The sequence below is a fragment of the Marinibactrum halimedae genome (genome assembly GCF_021234875.1).
Taxonomy (GTDB): domain Bacteria; phylum Pseudomonadota; class Gammaproteobacteria; order Pseudomonadales; family Cellvibrionaceae; genus Marinibactrum; species Marinibactrum halimedae.
The window spans coordinates 1-18,132 of the sequence record NZ_JAJQVM010000052.1; the positions used below are offsets into that span (position 1 = coordinate 1).

At 42.0% G+C, this 18,132-nt stretch carries 14 protein-coding genes; 8 read left to right on the top strand and 6 right to left on the bottom strand.

The genetic code is table 11. From position 1 onward, the window contains the following. Positions 1-257, bottom strand: a 257-nt coding sequence (locus LU351_RS19410) for a transposase (protein WP_232593637.1), incomplete at its 3' end; no start/stop codon positions are given. Positions 258-635: 378 nt separating this feature from the next. Between LU351_RS19410 and LU351_RS19415 the strand changes: the two genes are divergently transcribed. Then, the gene (locus tag LU351_RS19415; protein ID WP_232595754.1) at positions 636-1,118 is read left to right on the top strand and encodes a family 31 carbohydrate-binding protein; all 483 of its coding nucleotides are present in this window, start codon (positions 636-638) and stop codon (positions 1,116-1,118) included. Between the two features lie 75 nt (positions 1,119-1,193). Here LU351_RS19415 and LU351_RS19420 read toward each other — a convergent pair whose 3' ends face one another. The 3 genes from LU351_RS19420 to LU351_RS19430 all read right to left on the bottom strand — a co-directional run bounded on the left by LU351_RS19420 (position 1,194) and on the right by LU351_RS19430 (position 2,722). After that, positions 1,194-1,418, bottom strand: a complete 225-nt coding sequence (locus LU351_RS19420) for a hypothetical protein (RefSeq protein WP_232595755.1) — start codon at positions 1,416-1,418, stop codon at positions 1,194-1,196. 16 nt (positions 1,419-1,434) lie between these two features. Continuing rightward, positions 1,435-2,160: a UDP-2,3-diacylglucosamine diphosphatase gene (locus LU351_RS19425; RefSeq protein WP_232595756.1), complete on the bottom strand. Its 726-nt coding sequence runs from the start codon at positions 2,158-2,160 to the stop codon at positions 1,435-1,437. Positions 2,161-2,227: 67 nt separating this feature from the next. After that, complete coding sequence (locus LU351_RS19430) at positions 2,228-2,722, bottom strand: peptidylprolyl isomerase (protein ID WP_232595757.1); 495 nt, start codon at positions 2,720-2,722, stop codon at positions 2,228-2,230. A gap of 380 nt (positions 2,723-3,102) precedes the next feature. On the opposite strand from LU351_RS19430, the gene LU351_RS19435 reads away from it, so the two are divergent. The 7 genes from LU351_RS19435 (at position 3,103) to LU351_RS19465 (ending at position 15,669) form a co-directional block, all read left to right on the top strand. After that, positions 3,103-4,863 carry a glutamine--tRNA ligase/YqeY domain fusion protein gene (locus tag LU351_RS19435; protein ID WP_232595758.1) on the top strand — a complete coding sequence of 587 codons (1,761 nt, stop codon included), beginning with the start codon at positions 3,103-3,105 and terminating at the stop codon, positions 4,861-4,863. 109 nt (positions 4,864-4,972) lie between these two features. Continuing rightward, positions 4,973-6,352: a cysteine--tRNA ligase gene (gene cysS, locus LU351_RS19440; protein WP_232595759.1), complete on the top strand. Its 1,380-nt coding sequence runs from the start codon at positions 4,973-4,975 to the stop codon at positions 6,350-6,352. A 65-nt stretch (positions 6,353-6,417) separates the two neighbouring features. Next, a complete protein-coding gene (locus LU351_RS19445) occupies positions 6,418-7,014 on the top strand; it encodes a PaaI family thioesterase (RefSeq protein WP_232595760.1) in 597 nt (198 codons plus the stop codon). A 4-nt stretch (positions 7,015-7,018) separates the two neighbouring features. After that, on the top strand, positions 7,019-7,459 hold the full coding sequence (locus LU351_RS19450; RefSeq protein ID WP_232595761.1) for a PaaI family thioesterase: 441 nt from the start codon (positions 7,019-7,021) through the stop codon (positions 7,457-7,459). Between the two features lie 236 nt (positions 7,460-7,695). Beyond that, entirely contained in the window at positions 7,696-9,609 is a 1,914-nt protein-coding gene (htpG, locus tag LU351_RS19455; protein WP_232595762.1) for a molecular chaperone HtpG, read from the top strand. A gap of 447 nt (positions 9,610-10,056) precedes the next feature. Continuing rightward, a complete protein-coding gene (locus LU351_RS19460; RefSeq protein ID WP_232595763.1) occupies positions 10,057-11,283 on the top strand; it encodes a hypothetical protein in 1,227 nt (408 codons plus the stop codon). A gap of 42 nt (positions 11,284-11,325) precedes the next feature. Continuing rightward, a complete protein-coding gene (locus LU351_RS19465; protein ID WP_232595764.1) occupies positions 11,326-15,669 on the top strand; it encodes a hybrid sensor histidine kinase/response regulator transcription factor in 4,344 nt (1,447 codons plus the stop codon). 42 nt (positions 15,670-15,711) lie between these two features. On the opposite strand, the gene LU351_RS19470 is transcribed toward LU351_RS19465, so the two are convergent. Together LU351_RS19470 and LU351_RS19475 are read right to left on the bottom strand one after the other, a co-directional pair. Beyond that, entirely contained in the window at positions 15,712-16,452 is a 741-nt protein-coding gene (locus LU351_RS19470; RefSeq protein WP_232595765.1) for a hypothetical protein, read from the bottom strand. Further along, entirely contained in the window at positions 16,446-17,591 is a 1,146-nt protein-coding gene (locus LU351_RS19475; protein WP_232595766.1) for a hypothetical protein, read from the bottom strand. The genes LU351_RS19470 and LU351_RS19475 overlap by 7 nt, the downstream gene beginning before the upstream one ends. Positions 17,592-18,132: the final 541 nt, after the last annotated feature.

Genomic DNA, 18,132 nt, shown 5'->3' on the forward strand with positions numbered 1-18,132 from the left:
GAATAGCGGTCCCGTATTTGGTACTCTATCTGATCATCGGATACATTGTATAAGTGCTGAAGTACGAGTACTTTGAACATCAGTAGCTCGTCATAGGCTTTACGACCCGCATTGCTTTTTCGGTTTGACTTTCGTATTTCCTTTAAGGTCGGACGAAAGGCTTCCCAAAATATCAGTTTGTTGAGATGAACTAATGGATCTTTTTCATCTAACTTGCGATACCTGTCATCTAAATCAAAAAAGCCGGGCTGAGACATAGAAGGAAACTCTTGAATTTTTTGAACAGTGAGATTATATCAAAGTTGGGCTATTTTTAGAGGTGCCCTTAAGATAGTCGCTACTTTATTTTCTGTAAATGTTTTAGAGGAATATTGATGATGGCGTCATCTGGTTGATGTCAAAAAAAGCGGAGCTGATAGAAGTAATGAAAAATTAGGTGATGTCTTCGTTATTTTCTAAAAAACAAAGTATGTAGTATTTTTCGTGCTAAGGAATAAATTATTGTAGATTTTTGTGATGTCGTCACATTTTAAATCAGAGTTCAAGCACAGGAAAAGCGCGCTAAATGAGGGATGATCTCACTTAAAAAATGAGAAACTTAAGTGAGGGTGGTGGTGATTAAGAAAGCAATTGTTATGTCCAGTTTTTTTCTTGGTGCTTTGATAAATTCTACGATTTTAAACGCGCACCCTCAACATTCCCCACAACACCACGATGACCAATATCCTCATCAAGACACAGAAGACATTATTAGAGATGTGGTGATCGATGAAATTCGTCGACGTTACCCGGCGGCGGATGCGGTGGGTGAAGCATTAGAGCGCTCTGGCCATGATCATTCACATCGTCATCGCAGGGTGGTTCATTCTCATGGTGATTTTGGAATTGAAGCGATTAATCGTAATACCCTTCGGGTCTTTCATGCCGATTATGGTTGGACGGCAGGCTTTCATTACCTTTGCTTAAATGATCAGTGTTATCCAGCGCAAAAACAGGGCGGGTTTTATGTTTATGATTTTCCTGCGCGTCTGGGGCAGCGCTATACCATTATGATTAAAGTGCAGGATGATCACACGCCGGGCGGGCAATACATTGCCTCAAAAGAGGTGGTTTACTAAAACGTAAATTTTTTGTTACGTGATTGATTCAATAGGGTAGATGGAGGATGAGCGGAGAATGTTGTATGTGAGGCCTCAGGAAAAATCCTCAGCCCCACCTTCTTTTTCCGCAAGATCATCCAGAGTTTGAGCGGTGGAATCAAAGTCGGAATTTGTTTTCAGTGTATATTGAACCACAATAGAATGATCGTCTTTACCGCGCTTGGCTTGGCAGCCGGGCACCGTTCCCGATTTTATTTCCGCTAAAAATCGAGAGGCATCCGGAGCGGTGGAAAATCGATAACTGATGGAATTTTTCATGAATGAGATTATCCAGTTATCGAATAGAATATTCAATCAGTGACCATTCATCGGGCTCGACTTTTAAATACCAAGCGTTATCTTCCCAATCTCCCAAAACAATACGCTCGGCATTTTTACCTTCAACAGTAATATCATGTCGTGCCGGGCGATGTGTGTGGCCATGAATAAATTTGAGTGTATTTTCATGAGCCATGTGCTTAATGACTTCTTCTGGAGTGACGTCCATGATGTCTTCTGATTTGCGGCTGCTCATGACTTTGCTTTGTTGACGAAGATGAGCGGCAATGGCACGGCGTTCTTCTAGTGGCTTGGACAGGACTTCCGCTTGCCAGGCGTGGCTCCGTGCTTGTTGTCGAAAAGCCATGTATTGCTCGTCTTTTGTACACAAGCTGTCGCCATGCATTAATAACACGGGCTCATCATACAGTGTGACTACGGTTGGGTCAGGCAGCAAATGAACACCTGATTTTTCGGCAAATTCATCGCCGATTAAAAAATCGCGATTACCTCGCATAAAATAGGTGGGGATACCGCTTTGAGTGAAACGCTTTAAGGCATCAATCACCTGCGCGACAAATTCGTCGTCGTCATCATCACCAATCCACATCTCAAAGAAATCGCCGAGAATGTACAATGCATCCGCATTGCTGGCTTCATTGGTGAGAAAACGAAAAAAAGCCCGCGTAACGTGCGGGCGATTTTTATCCAAATGGAGATCAGAAATAAACAGTATTGCCATGTTTTTCGGCTTTATTTTTTATTGGTGAAGGTTGATAAAAGGAAAGTAAGCGTTTGCTTTGCCTACTTTAACCTTCAACGATAACGTTATTGATAAGCACAGGCTCTTTCGGTACATCTTGGTGGAAACCGCTATTGCCTGTGGGGACGCCTTTAATTTTGTTGACTACGTCCATGCCTTCAACCACTTTGCCGAAAACACAATAACCCCAGCCTTGCGTGTTTTTACCGGTGTGGTTCAGAAAATCATTGTCTTTAACATTGATGAAAAACTGAGCGCTTGCACTGTGTGGGTCCATAGTGCGGGCCATGGCAATAGTGCCAGTGTTATTGGCCAAACCGTTATCGGCTTCGTTCTCGATGGGGTCACGAGAATCTTTTTCTTTCATGTCTTCGGTCATGCCGCCACCCTGGATCATGAAACCATCGATAACGCGGTGGAAAATGGTGCCGTTGTAAAAACCGTCTTCAGCGTATTGTTTGAAATTGGCAGCCGTTTTCGGGGCTTTTTCAAAATCTAATTCCAATTTGATGTCGCCAAATGTGGTTTGTAAGGTAATCATGAAGTGCTCCATTCAGCTGCCTGCAGGCGATTATTTGGCCTCTGTGCAAGCGGTTGTTAAAAAAGTGAATAAAGATGGGTGCTTACCCGCTCTTTGCGCGGCTATAATACGCGCTTTAGTTGAAATCCGAAACCGCGCCGTCGATCCTGTTGTTGAATGTGCAGCGTTGAACACGCAGAAGTGACGTGCCAATTATGGTGAACTTGCATAAATTCTGCCATGAATGAATAAAAAATAAACTTTGAAAGTTGTTTTTGCTAAGCTCAGTGACGATTAAGACCGTTGACGATAACGTTAGCGTATTAGGATTGGCAGTCAACAAAACGATCAGACGTATAACCCTTTTATTGTTTTATTGAAAAAGGTTCTCAAAAGCCTCGATGACCACAAATATTCCCTCCAATAACGAAAAACCGAACAAAGCATCCGGTCAGGATCGACCGCTGAACTTTCTTGAGCAAATTATCACCAAGGATTTGCAAGAGGGGAAGCACAGTCAAATTGTGACTCGTTTTCCTCCTGAGCCGAATGGTTATTTACACATTGGCCATGCAAAATCCATCTGTTTAAATTTTGGCTTGGCAGAGCGGTTTGGTGGTGTGTGTAATTTACGTTTTGATGACACCAACCCGGCAAAAGAAGATCAGGAATACATAGATTCGATCATCGAAGATGTCAAATGGTTGGGGTTCCAATGGGGTCAAGAGAGCAATGCAGAGGTTAAGTTTGCATCAAAGTACTTTGATCAATTTTACGAGTGGGCATTACATTTAATTCATGACAATAAGGCTTACGTTTGCCATTTGTCGCCGGATGAAGCACGCCAATATCGTGGCACCTTGAAAGAACCGGGTAAAAACAGTCCTTACCGTGATCGTTCCAAAGAAGAAAATTTGGCCGAATTTGAAAAAATGCGTGCCGGTGAGTACGACGAAGGCGCCTGTGTATTGCGTGCAAAAATTGATATGGCAGCACCCAATATCAATTTACGCGACCCAATTTTGTATCGCATTCGTAAGCAAAGTCACCATCAAACAGGTGATCAGTGGTGTATTTACCCCACTTACGATTTTGCCCATGGGCAAGAAGATGCCATTGAAGGGATTACCCACTCGATTTGCACACTAGAGTTTGCGGATCATCGCCCTTTATATGAGTGGTTTATCGAAAATTTACCGGTGCCGAGTCAGCCAACGCAATACGAATTTGCCCGCTTGCAATTGAATTACACTGTTACTTCGAAGCGCAAGTTGAAGCAATTAGTGGACGAAGGTCATGTCGATGGGTGGGATGACCCAAGAATGCCGACCATTTCTGGTATGCGCCGACGCGGTTACACTCCGCGCGCTTTGCGTAATTTTTGCGACATTATCGGGGTCACTAAATCGGACAGCCAAGTGGATGTGGGTATGTTGGAATACGCCGTTCGAGATGATTTAAACGACAACGCCCCCCGCGCTATGTGTGTGTTACAACCTTTAAAGTTGGTCATTACAAATTTTGATGAAGCCGGAGATGGGGTTGAATCTTCCGGTGGCGAGCCGACCTTGTGGGTTACTCAGCCTGGACACCCTAATCGCCCTGAGTTGGGTGAACGTAAGTTGCCTTTCACTAAAGAAGTGTATATTGAGCGAGGTGACTTTACGGAAGATACTTCTCTTTCCCGTAAAAAGTTTAAGCGTCTCGTTTCCGGTGACTATGTTCGTTTGCGCGGGGCGCATGTGATTAAAGCTGAGCGGGTAGAAAAAGACGAAGCGGGTGAAATTACAGAGGTTCATTGTACTTTGGTGCCCAATACCGTGGGTGCAAACCCGCCGGAAGGCATGAAACCCCGTGGTGTTATTCATTGGGTTTCGGCGACTCAACATGTGAATTGCCAAGTCCGTTTGTATGATCGTTTATTTAATGACGATGCACCGGATGCCGGCGAAAAGAATTTTCTGGACTTTATCAACCCTGACTCACTGACCATTGTTGATGGCGCCAAGGCAGAGCTGAGCCTGCGCGATGCGCAATTGGAGCAGAGCTATCAGTTTGAGCGTGAAGGGTATTTCACGTTAGATCGTCGTTACAGCACGGAAACATTACCCGTGTTTAACCGGGCCATTGGTTTGAAAGATACGTGGGCCAATAAAGTGTAAGTCTTGTTGTACGGGTAAGGTTGTACGGGTAAGTATAAACACACAGCAGGCAACGTAGATTAAGAAACCATCCACCAGGAAGCCATATACTAGGAAAAAACAGAGAATTATGACGTTACATTTGTACAACACCAAAGCGCGCACAAAACAAGTTTTTCAGCCACTGGATTCGAATAACATTAAAATGTACGTTTGTGGCCCGACGGTGTACAACTTTGTCCACATTGGCAATGCGCGTCCGGTGGTGGTGTTTGATACGCTCTTTCGTGTATTGCAAGCTGAATACCCAAAGGTGACTTACGCTCGCAATATTACGGATATTGACGACAAAATCATGAAGGCGGCCAAGGAAAACAATGAGCCCATTCGTGATTTGGCTGAACGTTTTGCCAATGCCTACAAAGAGGATATGGCAGCACTGAATAATTTGGAGCCAACCATTACGCCTTATGCGACAGATCATATCGGTGACATGATTGAATTAGTCTCGACGTTGGTGGAAAAAGGTCATGCCTATGAGGCGCAAGGCCATGTTTTGTTTGCAGTACAGTCAATGGAAAAGTATGGCAGTTTATCCAATCGTTCCTTGGAAGATATGCTGGATGGTGCGCGAGTAGAAGTGGCTCCCTACAAAAAGTACGCGGGTGACTTTGTCCTCTGGAAGCCTTCTGCCAGTGATGAGCCAGGCTGGGAAAGCCCATGGGGTTATGGTCGTCCAGGGTGGCATCTAGAATGTTCGGCCATGATTAAAGCCAAGCTGGGTAAAACCATTGATATCCACGGCGGCGGTCGGGATTTAATTTTCCCTCATCACGAAAATGAAGAGGCGCAAAGCTGCTGTGCTCACGATGGGGAAGAGTATGTTCGTTATTGGATGCACAACGGGTATTTAAATATCGACGGTGAGAAAATGTCCAAATCTTTGGGTAATTTCCGTACCGTGCGTGATTTATTGGAAAGCTATCGTGGCGAAGTATTGCGATTTGCGCTGCTCAGTGCTCAGTATCGATCTGAATTGGATTTCACCACATCGTTATTGGATCAAGCAAAGACGGCACTGGATGGTTTGTATGGTGCGCTTCGTGAAGTAGAGGGTATTGATACCTCTGCTATTGATGCCAATATAAAATCAACGCCTTTTTATCAAGCGTTGTTGGATGACTTAAATACACCCATCGCCATTTCAGAATTACACCAAATGGGTAAGGCATTAAATAAAGCCAATGACGACCAAAAACCGTTGCTTAAGGCTCAATTGTTGGCTGCGGGTGACTTGTTAGGTTTGCTGCAATCGACATCGGCTGAGTGGTTTCAAAAGAGTGGTGATTCAGAATTAAGCGCGGAAGAGATTGAAGGACTGATTCAAGAGCGTTTGGATGCCCGAGCGGCGAAAAATTTTGCTCGTAGTGATGAAATTCGAGATTACCTCAAATCCAAGAGCGTGATTTTGGAAGATTCTAAGGAAGGAACCCAATGGCGCTTTGAATAAAGCGTCGTTAAATAGCCACTGTTAAGCACTCACGTACCACCATAGACCCTATGGAAAAGACTTGCATGAACTTTCTTGAGCAGCCCATTGACTATTCCACAATATCGCCGCTGGTAGAACTTGAGGTTGCTCAAAAGATGTGTGCCATGGTGAATTTGGCAGAAACCGATGACCATTTTCGCCGATTGTCCATGCGTTTTACCTCTGTCGGTCGGGGGCGTGCTGAAATAAAAATGCCTTATCAAGAAGACCTCGTCGGTAATCCTACCACGGGGGTCTTGCACGGTGGCTCCATTACCGCCTTACTCGACACCTGCTGTGGCTTTGCCGCTGCCACGGTGTTGTCAGACATCGGCATGGCGCCGACTATCGACCTAAGAATTGATTATTTAGGGCGTGGTGAGCCGACCGCTGATATCTACGCCAAAAGTTACGTCTATCGGTTAAGTCAAAGTATTATTTTCACTCGGGGTATTGCCTATCAATATCCTGAGCGGCCCTTAGCGTCTTGTGTAGCGAATTTTGTTCGCCTTGAAGGGGAAGATTTTAAGGCGATGAGTAAAGAGATTCGAGAGTACTTGGATGCATTGCCAGAGGCGTCTTACCAAGACGATTTAGAGAGAATTCGTCAAGGCCCACTCAGTGACAAGGGGGAGCGCTAATTTTATGAGGGATTTTCATGTCTATATTAACCGGGCTCGCCGCAATAATGACCCAGAGTCATTAACCCGTGCCATTCCTTATGCACAAACGTTGGGTGTGCGCGCTACCACCATGAATAACCAATGTCGCTTTTATTTACCGCCACAGGCATCCAATGTCGGTAACCCAACGCTTCCTGCCCTACATGGTGGGGCCATTGCTGGTTTTATGGAGGTCTCAGCGGCGCTGTATTTATTACTGTCAGAGCCTGTTCCCCATATCCCCCGCGTTGTCGACTTCTCCATTGACTACTTAAGGGCGGGGCGTGTTCAGACCACGTTTGCCGATTGTGAAATTTTGCGAAGGGGGCGTCGCTTGGCCAACTTGAGCATTCGGGCCTGGCAAGACCACCCAGATCAAGTTATCGCCAGTGCTCGTGTCCACTTTCTATTCAAGCCTCTCTAAGGGTTTTTTCCTCTCCTTATAGCCTTTCTTGCACAACTCTTTGGCACTATGAGCTCACTTGAAATGTGTGAGCCAATCCCCATCTACCTTTCATCACACAGTCTCTGTCGTCCTTTATGCGAGTGAAGGCAGTACTGTTTATTGGTATTGAACACATGAACGTGGATGTTATTCACGTTCAACGTACACATTTTTATCGTACATATAATAACCATTGATTTGAGGAGTTCTTGTCGATGACGGCTGCACAAAAGGAAACTCGGGGTTTCCAAACCGAAGCGAAACAGCTACTGCATTTAATGATCCACTCCCTGTATTCCAACAAGGAGATTTTCCTACGCGAGTTGGTTTCCAATGCGTCCGATGCAGCGGATAAATTACGTTTCGAGGCGCTTAAAAATGATGCGTTGTTTGAAAACGACAGTGAATTAAAAATCCGTGTCAGTTTTGATAAAGACGCCAAAACCGTCACCATTAGTGATAATGGTATCGGCATGTCTCGCGATGAAGTGATCGAGCACTTAGGCACCATCGCCAAGAGTGGTACAGCACAGTTTTTAGAAAACTTAAGCGGTGATGAGCAAAAAGATTCACATTTAATCGGTCAGTTTGGTGTGGGCTTTTACTCAGCGTTTATTGTTGCCAAACAGGTTGAAGTCTTTACTCGTCGTGCGGGTGCTGCCGCTTCTGAAGGTGTGCACTGGAGCTGTGATGGCGAAGCCGAATACGTTGTTGAAACCGTAGAAAAAGAATCTCGTGGTACCGAAATCGTCCTTCACCTAAAAGACGACTCAGCAGATTTTGCCGATGGCTGGCGCTTACGTTCGGTGATCAAAAAATATTCTGATCACATTTCTATTCCTGTGGTTATGCAAAAAGACCCAATGCCTGCGCCTGAAGGTGAAGAACCACAAGAGCCTGCTGAGCCAGAAGATGAAGTGGTCAATACTGCAACTGCGTTGTGGACGCGCTCGCGCAGTGACGTTTCAGAAGAAGAATACAAAGAATTCTACAAGCACATTTCTCACGATTACTCCGACCCAATGAAGTGGAGCCATAACCGTGTAGAAGGTAAATTGGATTACACCAGTTTATTGTTCTTACCATCCAAAGCGCCATTTGATTTGTACAATCGTGACGGCAACCGTGGTGTAAAACTGTATGTACAGCGCACCTTTATTATGGACGACGCAGAGCAGTTCTTACCGCTTTATCTGCGCTTCATTAAAGGTGTGGTCGACAGCAACGACTTGTCTCTTAACGTTTCTCGTGAAATTTTACAGAAAGACCCTAACATCGATTCTATGCGTGCGGCATTAACCAAGCGTGTATTGGATATGTTGGAAAAATTGGCGAAAAATGATGCCGAGACTTACCAAGAGTTCTGGAATGAGTTTGGCCAAGTATTAAAAGAAGGCCCAGCTGAAGACTACGCTAACCGCGAAAAGATCGCGAAGTTGCTGCGCTTTGCTTCAACTCACACGAACGAAGCGAAACAAGACCAGTCTTTAGAGTCTTACATTGAACGTATGAAAGAAGGTCAAGACACCATCTACTACGTTGCGGCAGAAAACTTCAATACGGCGAAAAGTAGCCCACACTTGGAAGTCTTCCGTAAGAAAGGCATCGAAGTATTGATTCTTTCTGATCGTGTCGATGAGTGGCTAATGGGCCACTTAATGGAATTCGACGGTAAGAAATTCCAAGACGTTGCTAAAGGTTCTTTAGACCTTGGTGATATGGATACCGAAGAAGAGAAAAAAGCACAAGAAGAAAGCGAAAAAGAAATGGCCAGTCTTTTAGAGCGTTCAAAAGAATGCTTAAAAGACAGCGTCGAAGAAGTCCGCATCACCCATCGTTTGACTGATTCCCCAGCTTGTTTGGTGGTAGGTGACCATGATATGGGTGCGCAAATGCGTCGTATGTTGGAGCAAGCGGGCCAGAAAGTGCCTGAGTCTAAGCCTATCTTGGAATTAAACCCAGAGCACCCATTGGTGAAAAAACTGGACCAAGAACCAGACGAAGATCGTTTTGCTGACTTGATTACAATTTTATTCGACCAAGCGAACTTGGCAGAAGGTGGCTCCCTTACGGACCCTGCTACTTATGTTCAGCGTTTGAATAAATTGTTGCTGGAGTTGAGTAACTAACTTATTCTTGCAACAACGGCGAAGTAAAAAACCAGGCATTTTGCCTGGTTTTTTTTTGCTCAGAGATGCGGAATGAAGCGTATTTTGCACAATATTATCCACAACATCTCATCCATATATTTTGAGTTTTCTGTTTTAGTGCTCTAAAGGTTGGTGATGACTCATAAATGACATTTGTGTAATTCATGACATTTTCTATGGTCAGAGCGCATTTGGGTACTCAATTTAATTACGAAACTAGGTTGTCTATGGGTGTTGGTTTTCAGCATAATGAGCTCGGTAAAAGTCCTATGTAGAGTTGGGTTTTATACAGAGTGATTAATTTAGCCACTTGGAGGTTTTGTATTGGCAGGCTGGGGTTTCTCATAGGCAGTAGGTGTTTTTGATAAAGTGCGTTGTGATAAGTTGATTGCTTAATTAACAAACTAGAAATCTAAAGGGTGAAAAATGATAAAAAAAATGGTTAGCTGTATTGTGTTATTGGCATTAACACTGATTACGATACTGGCAAATGCTCAAGCCTTGAAAGTCCGAGAATTTTTTTTAGATAAAGGGTCCGTTCCTTATTATTGGTATGGTACTGGTTTAATTAAAAGCTCAATTGAAGTTGAGGATGGAGATACTATTTATTCATGTCATGGTGAATTTCCATTGTATTATCGAGGGACAAAAACGGATAACTCAGATGTAGGTGTATTTTCTTGTTATGAAGATAGCCAAAAGGAACTGCCTTTAGATGACAGCTTTGCTTCACCTGAAGATAATGAATTTAATCAAGGTTGCCCACCGGCAACAGAGTTAATTCGAGGAGTGGGTACCCGTGATTATTGTGCATTAGTGAATGGTCAAAACGGTAAAGATTTGAGTGGAATAGATGTTTGTGAAGATGAGGGCTTAGGTGGTTTTCGATCATATATTTACTTGAATGATGGTAAGTACTTAAACTGTAAAAAAGAGCCAATACCAAATGAACCTACTCTTGTGGCTTATGAGCAAGAATTTCAATGTGACAGCGTTTGGGGCCGTAGCAGTCATATCTACGGGGAAATTTGTAAATTAAGTTTAATCGAGGATAGTTCAGCAGGAGGTTATGCTCCTTGTCCGATGGGTACACCGATCATTTATACTATTGGTGATGGTAGTCAAGCAGAGCTGCGATGTATAAGTGATCCTGAAGATGTTCTACCAATTAATTGTTCAGAGAACTCCGAGCATGAGTATTGTGTCGAAAATAATGGTTGTCCTAAGTATACTCAATATATTTCGGGTTATTCGGTTCCGAGCCATTGTGCATTATCTTCCGTTTATCGTCCTGCGTCTGGTACTGATTTAAATGAATCAGATGTTTGTGCAATGAGTGGTCGTGGAAAGTTTTCTGGATACGCTATCATTGAAGAGAGAAAAACACTGTTTTGTACAGATGACTTTAGTAATCCTGTTATTTCACTTGAATGTCCAGCTGGATCAGAATTTATTAGTGGACTTGCACGTTACCCAGACTTTTGCGCGCCGATTGGGGGCGAAGGTGGAGTAGATATTAATGGCGTGAATATATGTGATGTCTACGATGCTTCAAGTTTTCTTGAATATGATTATACAAAAAGCGGGCAAAAGTATTTACGGTGTGATCGATTTGATGATGGGGTGAGAGGGGTAAATTTAAGGCAAAAATAAAGTCTTTATCAATCGATATTGAGTGAATAAGTTATTTAAATAATGAAGCCAATACTGAACGTACTGTTTATTTTATTGTTCTTGCTGTGGTTGCCAGGCGTTATGGCGCTTCAACCACAGATAAGAGTGATAAATCATGACGAAAATCATGGATTATCTAATAATTCGGTCAATACTATTGCGGAAGATGGTAATGGTTTTATTTGGCTAGGGACAAGTAATGGTTTAAATCGGTATGATGCGTATGAGTTAGTGGTATATGATGCCACTAATTCTGCTTTAGAGGATGGCTATATTAATGATTTATTAGTTGATTCTAATGGTCAATTATGGGTAGGTAGCGATACAGGGCTTTATCAATATTCTTATCAAAAAGATGAATTTACCAATGTTAGTGTACTATTGCAGTATTACAACCACTCTCTAAATTTATTTGATTCTGATAATCAAAAAAACACTCTAGTAGTAACTCGACTTTATCAATCTTCTCCGACCACATTGTGGGTGGGCACCACCCATGGCGTGTTTCAATATCACCTACAAGACAATCGTATAGACTCTTTCTTCCCCGGCTCAAGGGCATCGAATGATGCAAAAATTGAAGGGGTAGTTTATGCCATTGGACAGGATGCGGCTGGTAGCATATTAATCGGTACAGATTTTGGATTTTATGTAATTTCTGACGATGAAGTGAATGAGTTACCGCTACAACAACTCGCTCCCGATGATGAATATGTATCTTATGTTATGGATATCGTGACGGACGGAGACATGCTTTATCTTGCGACGTTGGCCGGGCTAGTTGAATTATATTCAAGGGATTTATCTTTATTGATTCCAAATCAATCGATTAATCATCAACCCCTTGAAGCCCTTTCTGCTGAAGTCGATTGGTTGGAAAAAGCCAAACTGTATGGCGTAGAGGACGGGCTCTCTAGTCAGTATTTGCAGAGTTTGTCTTTAGATCAAAATGGGTATTTATGGATAACGACCATAGAAGGGCTAAATCAATTCTCTAAGAATACGAAATCGTTTTCGTCTTTTTTTGCCAGTGAAGCTCAACGTTTTGGTTTATCTTCTAATCGCATTATTACTTCGTTTTTGGATTCTTCTGATCGACTATGGCTAGGGTCGACTGATTCTGGGGTGGACTACTTTTCTATACCGTCTCTGCAATTCGGGTGGCATCAGAATATAAGTGAGGCTTCTGATTGCTTAAAGAGTAATACTATAAATGGCGTAACAGTAGCGGAAAAACAGAGTCACCGAGAGCTATGGTTAGCTTCTTATGGTTATGGTGTGATCCGCATCAATCTTGAATCTGGTGATTGTGAGCGCTATTCACAAGAAGAAAGCGAACAATCGGGCTTAAAAAGTAACAACATCAACAGACTTTTTCATGATGATGCTGGGAACGTATGGGCGGGATTAGTGCCCGGAGGATTATACCAATATGATCGCAGCGTGAATAAATTCATTCATATACCTGTGGTCAACGATAACGGTATTGAAAATGTGCAAGTCCTTACTCAAGGGGAGGGTGGCCAGCTATGGTTAGGAACTTATGAGCATGGCGTTGTTTTGTATGATTCTCATAGTAATGAGCTGACCAAATTTGATTGGCAACAAAATGACAGTAATGAAGTTATTGAGACCAATATTCAATCCTTAGAATATGGTCGTGATATTTTATGGATAGGAGGTAAGTCAAAAGGACTTGCTAAATACGATGTCAAGAATAACGAATATGTCGAACTTAAATTACAATACAAAGAAAACACCTTCGATGATTATACCGTTTATGATATTCATATAGTTAATAGTGATACGGTGTTGGTGGCGACGAATCGTTTTGGAGTTATAGAATACTCTTCAGCTAATGGGGTGTTGACCGTCTATGATAAAAATTCTGGTATGCCCGATAACACGGTTTATTCGCTAGGTGTTGATGATACAGGTAATGTCTGGGCAGTGACCAACAAAGGAATGGCCAAGCTAGATTTACGTCAACATAATGTTTCGGAGGTATACCATTCTGAAGATGGCCTGCAAGCGAATGAATTTAATGTGGGAGGTGGGTATTTTCCAGCAATCGATGAGTTAGTTTTTATCGGGCCGCAGGGCATCAATAAATTTAATCCTAAATTAATTCAATCTGTTGTTGATCCACCAATAACAAATATTACGCACTTTACACTGTTTAATAAAAAAGCGCCTGAATTGCTGTCACAATCATTAAGAGCCAATTCAAGTATTGTACTTACCTATGACCAAAATCTTTTCTCATTTGAATTTTCTGGTTTACAGTATACCGCTTCAGAAAAGTCTCAGTACCTATACCAAATGCGAGGCTTTGATGATCAGTGGCGAGAAGCCGACGCCAAACACCGCATAGCCACTTACACTAACCTAGACCCAGGTAAATATACCTTTTTAGTAAAAGCTGCGAATCATCATGGTGTGTGGGGTGACGAAACCAAAGTTGAGGTAACTATTTTACCGCCGTGGTGGTTAACTTGGTGGGCAAAGACGGTTTATGCTTTACTCGCAGTGGTACTTCCTCTCTTGTTTTATCAGTATCGAACAAAAATGTTGCGTGAGCGAAATCAATGGCTTGAAAGCCAGGTAAATATCCGTACCCAACAGTTGCAAGAGCGTAGCGAAGAACTGCAAAGGCGTAGTGATGAACTTCAAGTAGAAAGAAACAATGTTGTTGAATTGCTAGATAATAAAACACAAGAATTTGACTATGTCTCTCATGAGTTTCGCACGCCGTTGGCGATTATTTCGGGCCGTGCACAACAGCTTGTCAATAATTCAAAGACCAAGGAACAAAAAACCGGTTCGGAATCTATCTTGAGAGTCACAGATCGGTTGGCGGCGATGGTGGATGATGTCATTGAAGTAGGGCGTTCAACCAGCATTTATGGTGGTCAGCATCGAGAAACAATTTCTCTTTCTATATTGCTGCAAGATTTGTGTGTCTATATGAAAGAGTATGCGACATTAAAGCATCAGCAATTTGAGTTTGAAATTGAAGATGATCTTTTCCATACCTGTGGGCCGAAGGCCATCGAAAAAGTATTTGCCAATTTATTGTCGAACGCCATTAAATATACACCGGTGGAAGGCGCTATTCAGTTTCGCGCTTACTCACAGAACGCCCGCCATATTGCTGTGCATGTAAAAGATTCCGGTATTGGAATCGAAGCGGCAGAGCAAGAAAAAGTTTTTACTCGATTTTACCGAACCGAAAAAGCACAATCATCCTTTGTTGGTTCAGGGCTTGGTTTGGCGTTAGTGAAAGAAGTGATTGACGATGTGGGTGGCTCTATCACCGTAAACAGTAAGAGTGGACAAGGTGCGGAGTTTGTTTTGTCATTACCCAAAGCCACGAACATTAAAGACGTCCAAGTCGTAGAAATTAACCGTAAATACGTCTCCAGTGCGATGTCACATATTACTGGTACCGCAGCGCAGTCGGGCCTCTATCATAATAAGCTCTCTGATACAGATAAATCTGTTAGTGCTGAGAGTGAGGCGGATATTGAAATAGGTGTTGAAACAGATGTTGAAAAGAATGTAGCGAATGGTGAGCAGAATACTCTTCAGAGTGAGAAGGCCACACTATTGGTGGTGGAAGATAATGAAGAATTACGCCGTCTGTTGTTTGAACAATTGTCGGATCGGTTTATCGTCCAGCTTGCGAAAAACGGTAAAGAAGCATTAATAATCGCACAAGAAACCATTCCAACTGCCGTGGTAAGTGATATCAACATGCCAGAAATGAACGGCTATGAATTACTAAAAGCACTTAAGCATAATGATGCCACCAGCCATATTCCTGTCACACTATTGACGGCGAAAACCGATGCGGAATCCCGTATTGTGGGATTTAACTGTAATGCAGATGGCTACCTCGCTAAGCCTTATGTACTGGAAGAATTGCTGGCTATAATACAATCTCAACTCCATAACCGCCAAAATATACAATCTTATACGCAAGGGCAACTTGATAAAAAAGAGCCTATAGCATCTCCGGTAGTGGATGATCGAACACAAAAGATTTTGAACGCATGTATCGAGTTTGTTAATAAACACTACACTGATTCCAACCTGAGTGTTCAAAAATTGGCCGAAGTTGCATGTTTAAGTGAACGTCAGTTATTAAGAAAATTTAAAGATAATTTAGGTCAGACACCCAGTGAGGTTATCATAGATGTTCGGCTAAAAGAGAGTAAGCGCTTATTGGAACAGGGAAGTAAAATTGGGCAAGTTGCATTGGAGGTTGGATTCTCAGCTGTTAGTCAATATTCTAGGCAGTTTAAAAAGAGGTACGGTCTTTCACCAACGGAACATGTTAGTAGTATGAGGTTAGAAGAGTAGGCTGGTTATCCCAGCCTAATTATGGTTTAAGCAAGTTGCGTTTTATTCATCGTAAAAATTTTTCATTTCAGCTTCCATTTCTGGTGAGTATTTTATACGGATTTGGCTGAAAATTTCATTGGCAAAGCTATCTAATATCTCTTGGCATAGCTCTTCCGTTTTCATTATTTCAATGGGAAATCCATCAAATGAGAGAAAAACTTCTATCCCATGTTTTGGGGTTATGGGTATGAAACAATAGTGAGCTAATCTTAGAATAGTTGGTGAGCCTGCTTTAATAAAGCACTTTGGTGTATTGTCTATATCAACAACGGTTAACTCATCAGTAGATTTGGGATATACACTAAGTACAACATCTTCAGGGCTTTTCCCCAAGAAAATTGCAGCTTCTATGTTGTCTTGATCTGCTTTTATGTAACCATGTGAGGATTCATAAAGTGCCCATTTCTTAAAAAACCTTTCTTTTGTAATGGGGCCATGAACATTGGCATTTTCATGGATTTGATTTAATTGCATGGAGATTTTTGCAGTGCCGGCAATAAGAGAAGAACTTTCTGCAATATAATTCCACATGTCTTCGATTAGTGGAATGTATCTACCTTTTTTAGGGTTACCTATATAATTCATTGGGTCATGAATATCAATATTAGGCTTATTACAAGTTGCATAGCTTGGATATGCTGATTTGGGAAGTGGGAAGACTAATTCAACCCCAGATAGATCAAAAGTTGCTAGGGGACACTCATCCCATATGGGTTTAATAAGTGAGGGGGGAGTTACCATCCTGCTGCTCCTTGTGCCTGATTTACAATGTCCATAAATGTAGTCCCCGATCCTTTATTTTTTAATAATTGTTGAGATAGATTAATTTGAGCGGAGTTTCTACCATGTGAATTTAGAATTTGCTTTGTACCGGCACTAAGATTTCGGTCAATGCTTTTTAATGTTCTAGAAAGATTGTCATTCTGTAGGCTTTTTGCAATTGCTACATTGGCAGCCGTATTTTTACCGGTAATCTTAATTGGTTCTTTATCAAACTTGGCTCCTTTTTGCTCTAGGCTGATAAGTAAGTTTGAAACATCAATGCTGGGGTCAATGAATTTAAAGGTATGTTTGTCTAAAAAGCCGGGGCATGACCCGAGAGCCAACTTAAGCAGCTTAGCCCCATCGCCTGCAATCGACCATGCTACATCTGGTAATTGGTTGCTTACTCGTTTTTTTTGAGTACCTATTAAGACTCTGGCCAATTCTTTTGCGGCGGCGGCTGGGTTAAATGCTTTCATTTGTTGGGTTTGCCATGTACCCATCTCATTTCTCAGTTGGGAGGGGATATAGAAAAGAGAAAAATCTTGAGCTTCCCCCCAGTCTGAAGTGGGTATATGGCTCTTCATCTCACCAATTGCTGCATCCATACTAAAAGAGCCGCCATTGATTGCAGCATGTTCGTACATGCAGATATCTTGTCTTGTTGGGGTTTGATTTTTACTAATCCCATATAAAGCTGCGGCGTTTTGATTATCAGGACTAAAATTTGGCTGGATTCCGGTGATGTAGACAGAAGTGGTATCACCGGTACTTACAATTTGACCAGCGCCATTCTTTACTGTTGAGCCTTGACAAATTAGGTGATAATAAATCTGAACATGCTTGACTATATCCCTATGAAGAAACTTATTGTTTATATTACTTTGGCTGCCGGTGAACAACGCAGCGCGAGCTGTCAGTTGATTGATGTGTTTTATGATGGTTTTTCCATCAAAAGAGTTTGGATCGACAAGGGAAAGAAAATCGGAGAATAGATTTATGTCAATAAACACCCTTCGACCAACTTTACCTTGGGTGACATATGAAAATAAGACAAAATTACGTGAGTCTTCTTTAAATGGGGTGCGAGCGGTAGATAAAGAGTTGGGGCCTAGCATACAGCGAAGTCATCCATGTGTTTGGGAAGGTTTAGTAGATAATAGTCAGATTAGTAAGGGTAGGTTAATGTGGATATGCTTGTCAATGAAACAAAGTGATCAATATCGCATCACTTAACAATAGGTTGGTCACCAAAAGCCGGTTTGGGGAGCATAAATCGTTAATGGCTAGATTGAGTTGTTGATGGGTTATCTTGTAAAAATTCAAATGATGCTAATAGTAAAGTTTTGTAAGTAAAGCAGGGAGCAGTAATAACCTAAAAAAATTTTCCTTCTTACGTCAAAAATATTGGTTATGATTTTTTCATTTTTAATACGGTTATTTAATTTTATTGGAAATAAACATCTGGGCTCAGCTATAACATTTATGTTTAACGCGGCCTCGTTAATTACTAAAAGTATGTGAATACAATATACTAAGGAGTACATAGCTTAGCCAACATTAAGCGGCATCTGCTATGTACTCCAAATTCTTATCTTTAAAAAAGCCAAGCAATATATTTTTCGATTTCTGTAGCTGACACATAAACTTTTTTACTTG

Bases quoted from the DNA above. Each gene is read 5' to 3' on its own strand.
- LU351_RS19415 (WP_232595754.1), top strand. From the start codon at position 636: ATGTCCAGTTTTTTTCTTGGTGCTTTGATAAATTCTACGATTTTAAAC.
- LU351_RS19420 (WP_232595755.1), bottom strand. From the start codon at position 1,418: ATGAAAAATTCCATCAGTTATCGATTTTCCACCGCTCCGGATGCCTCT.
- LU351_RS19425 (WP_232595756.1), bottom strand. From the start codon at position 2,160: ATGGCAATACTGTTTATTTCTGATCTCCATTTGGATAAAAATCGCCCG.
- LU351_RS19430 (WP_232595757.1), bottom strand. From the start codon at position 2,722: ATGATTACCTTACAAACCACATTTGGCGACATCAAATTGGAATTAGAT.
- LU351_RS19435 (WP_232595758.1), top strand. From the start codon at position 3,103: ATGACCACAAATATTCCCTCCAATAACGAAAAACCGAACAAAGCATCC.
- cysS (WP_232595759.1), top strand. From the start codon at position 4,973: ATGACGTTACATTTGTACAACACCAAAGCGCGCACAAAACAAGTTTTT.
- LU351_RS19445 (WP_232595760.1), top strand. From the start codon at position 6,418: ATGAACTTTCTTGAGCAGCCCATTGACTATTCCACAATATCGCCGCTG.
- LU351_RS19450 (WP_232595761.1), top strand. From the start codon at position 7,019: ATGAGGGATTTTCATGTCTATATTAACCGGGCTCGCCGCAATAATGAC.
- htpG (WP_232595762.1), top strand. From the start codon at position 7,696: ATGACGGCTGCACAAAAGGAAACTCGGGGTTTCCAAACCGAAGCGAAA.
- LU351_RS19460 (WP_232595763.1), top strand. From the start codon at position 10,057: ATGATAAAAAAAATGGTTAGCTGTATTGTGTTATTGGCATTAACACTG.
- LU351_RS19465 (WP_232595764.1), top strand. From the start codon at position 11,326: ATGAAGCCAATACTGAACGTACTGTTTATTTTATTGTTCTTGCTGTGG.
- LU351_RS19470 (WP_232595765.1), bottom strand. From the start codon at position 16,452: ATGGTAACTCCCCCCTCACTTATTAAACCCATATGGGATGAGTGTCCC.
- LU351_RS19475 (WP_232595766.1), bottom strand. From the start codon at position 17,591: ATGCTAGGCCCCAACTCTTTATCTACCGCTCGCACCCCATTTAAAGAA.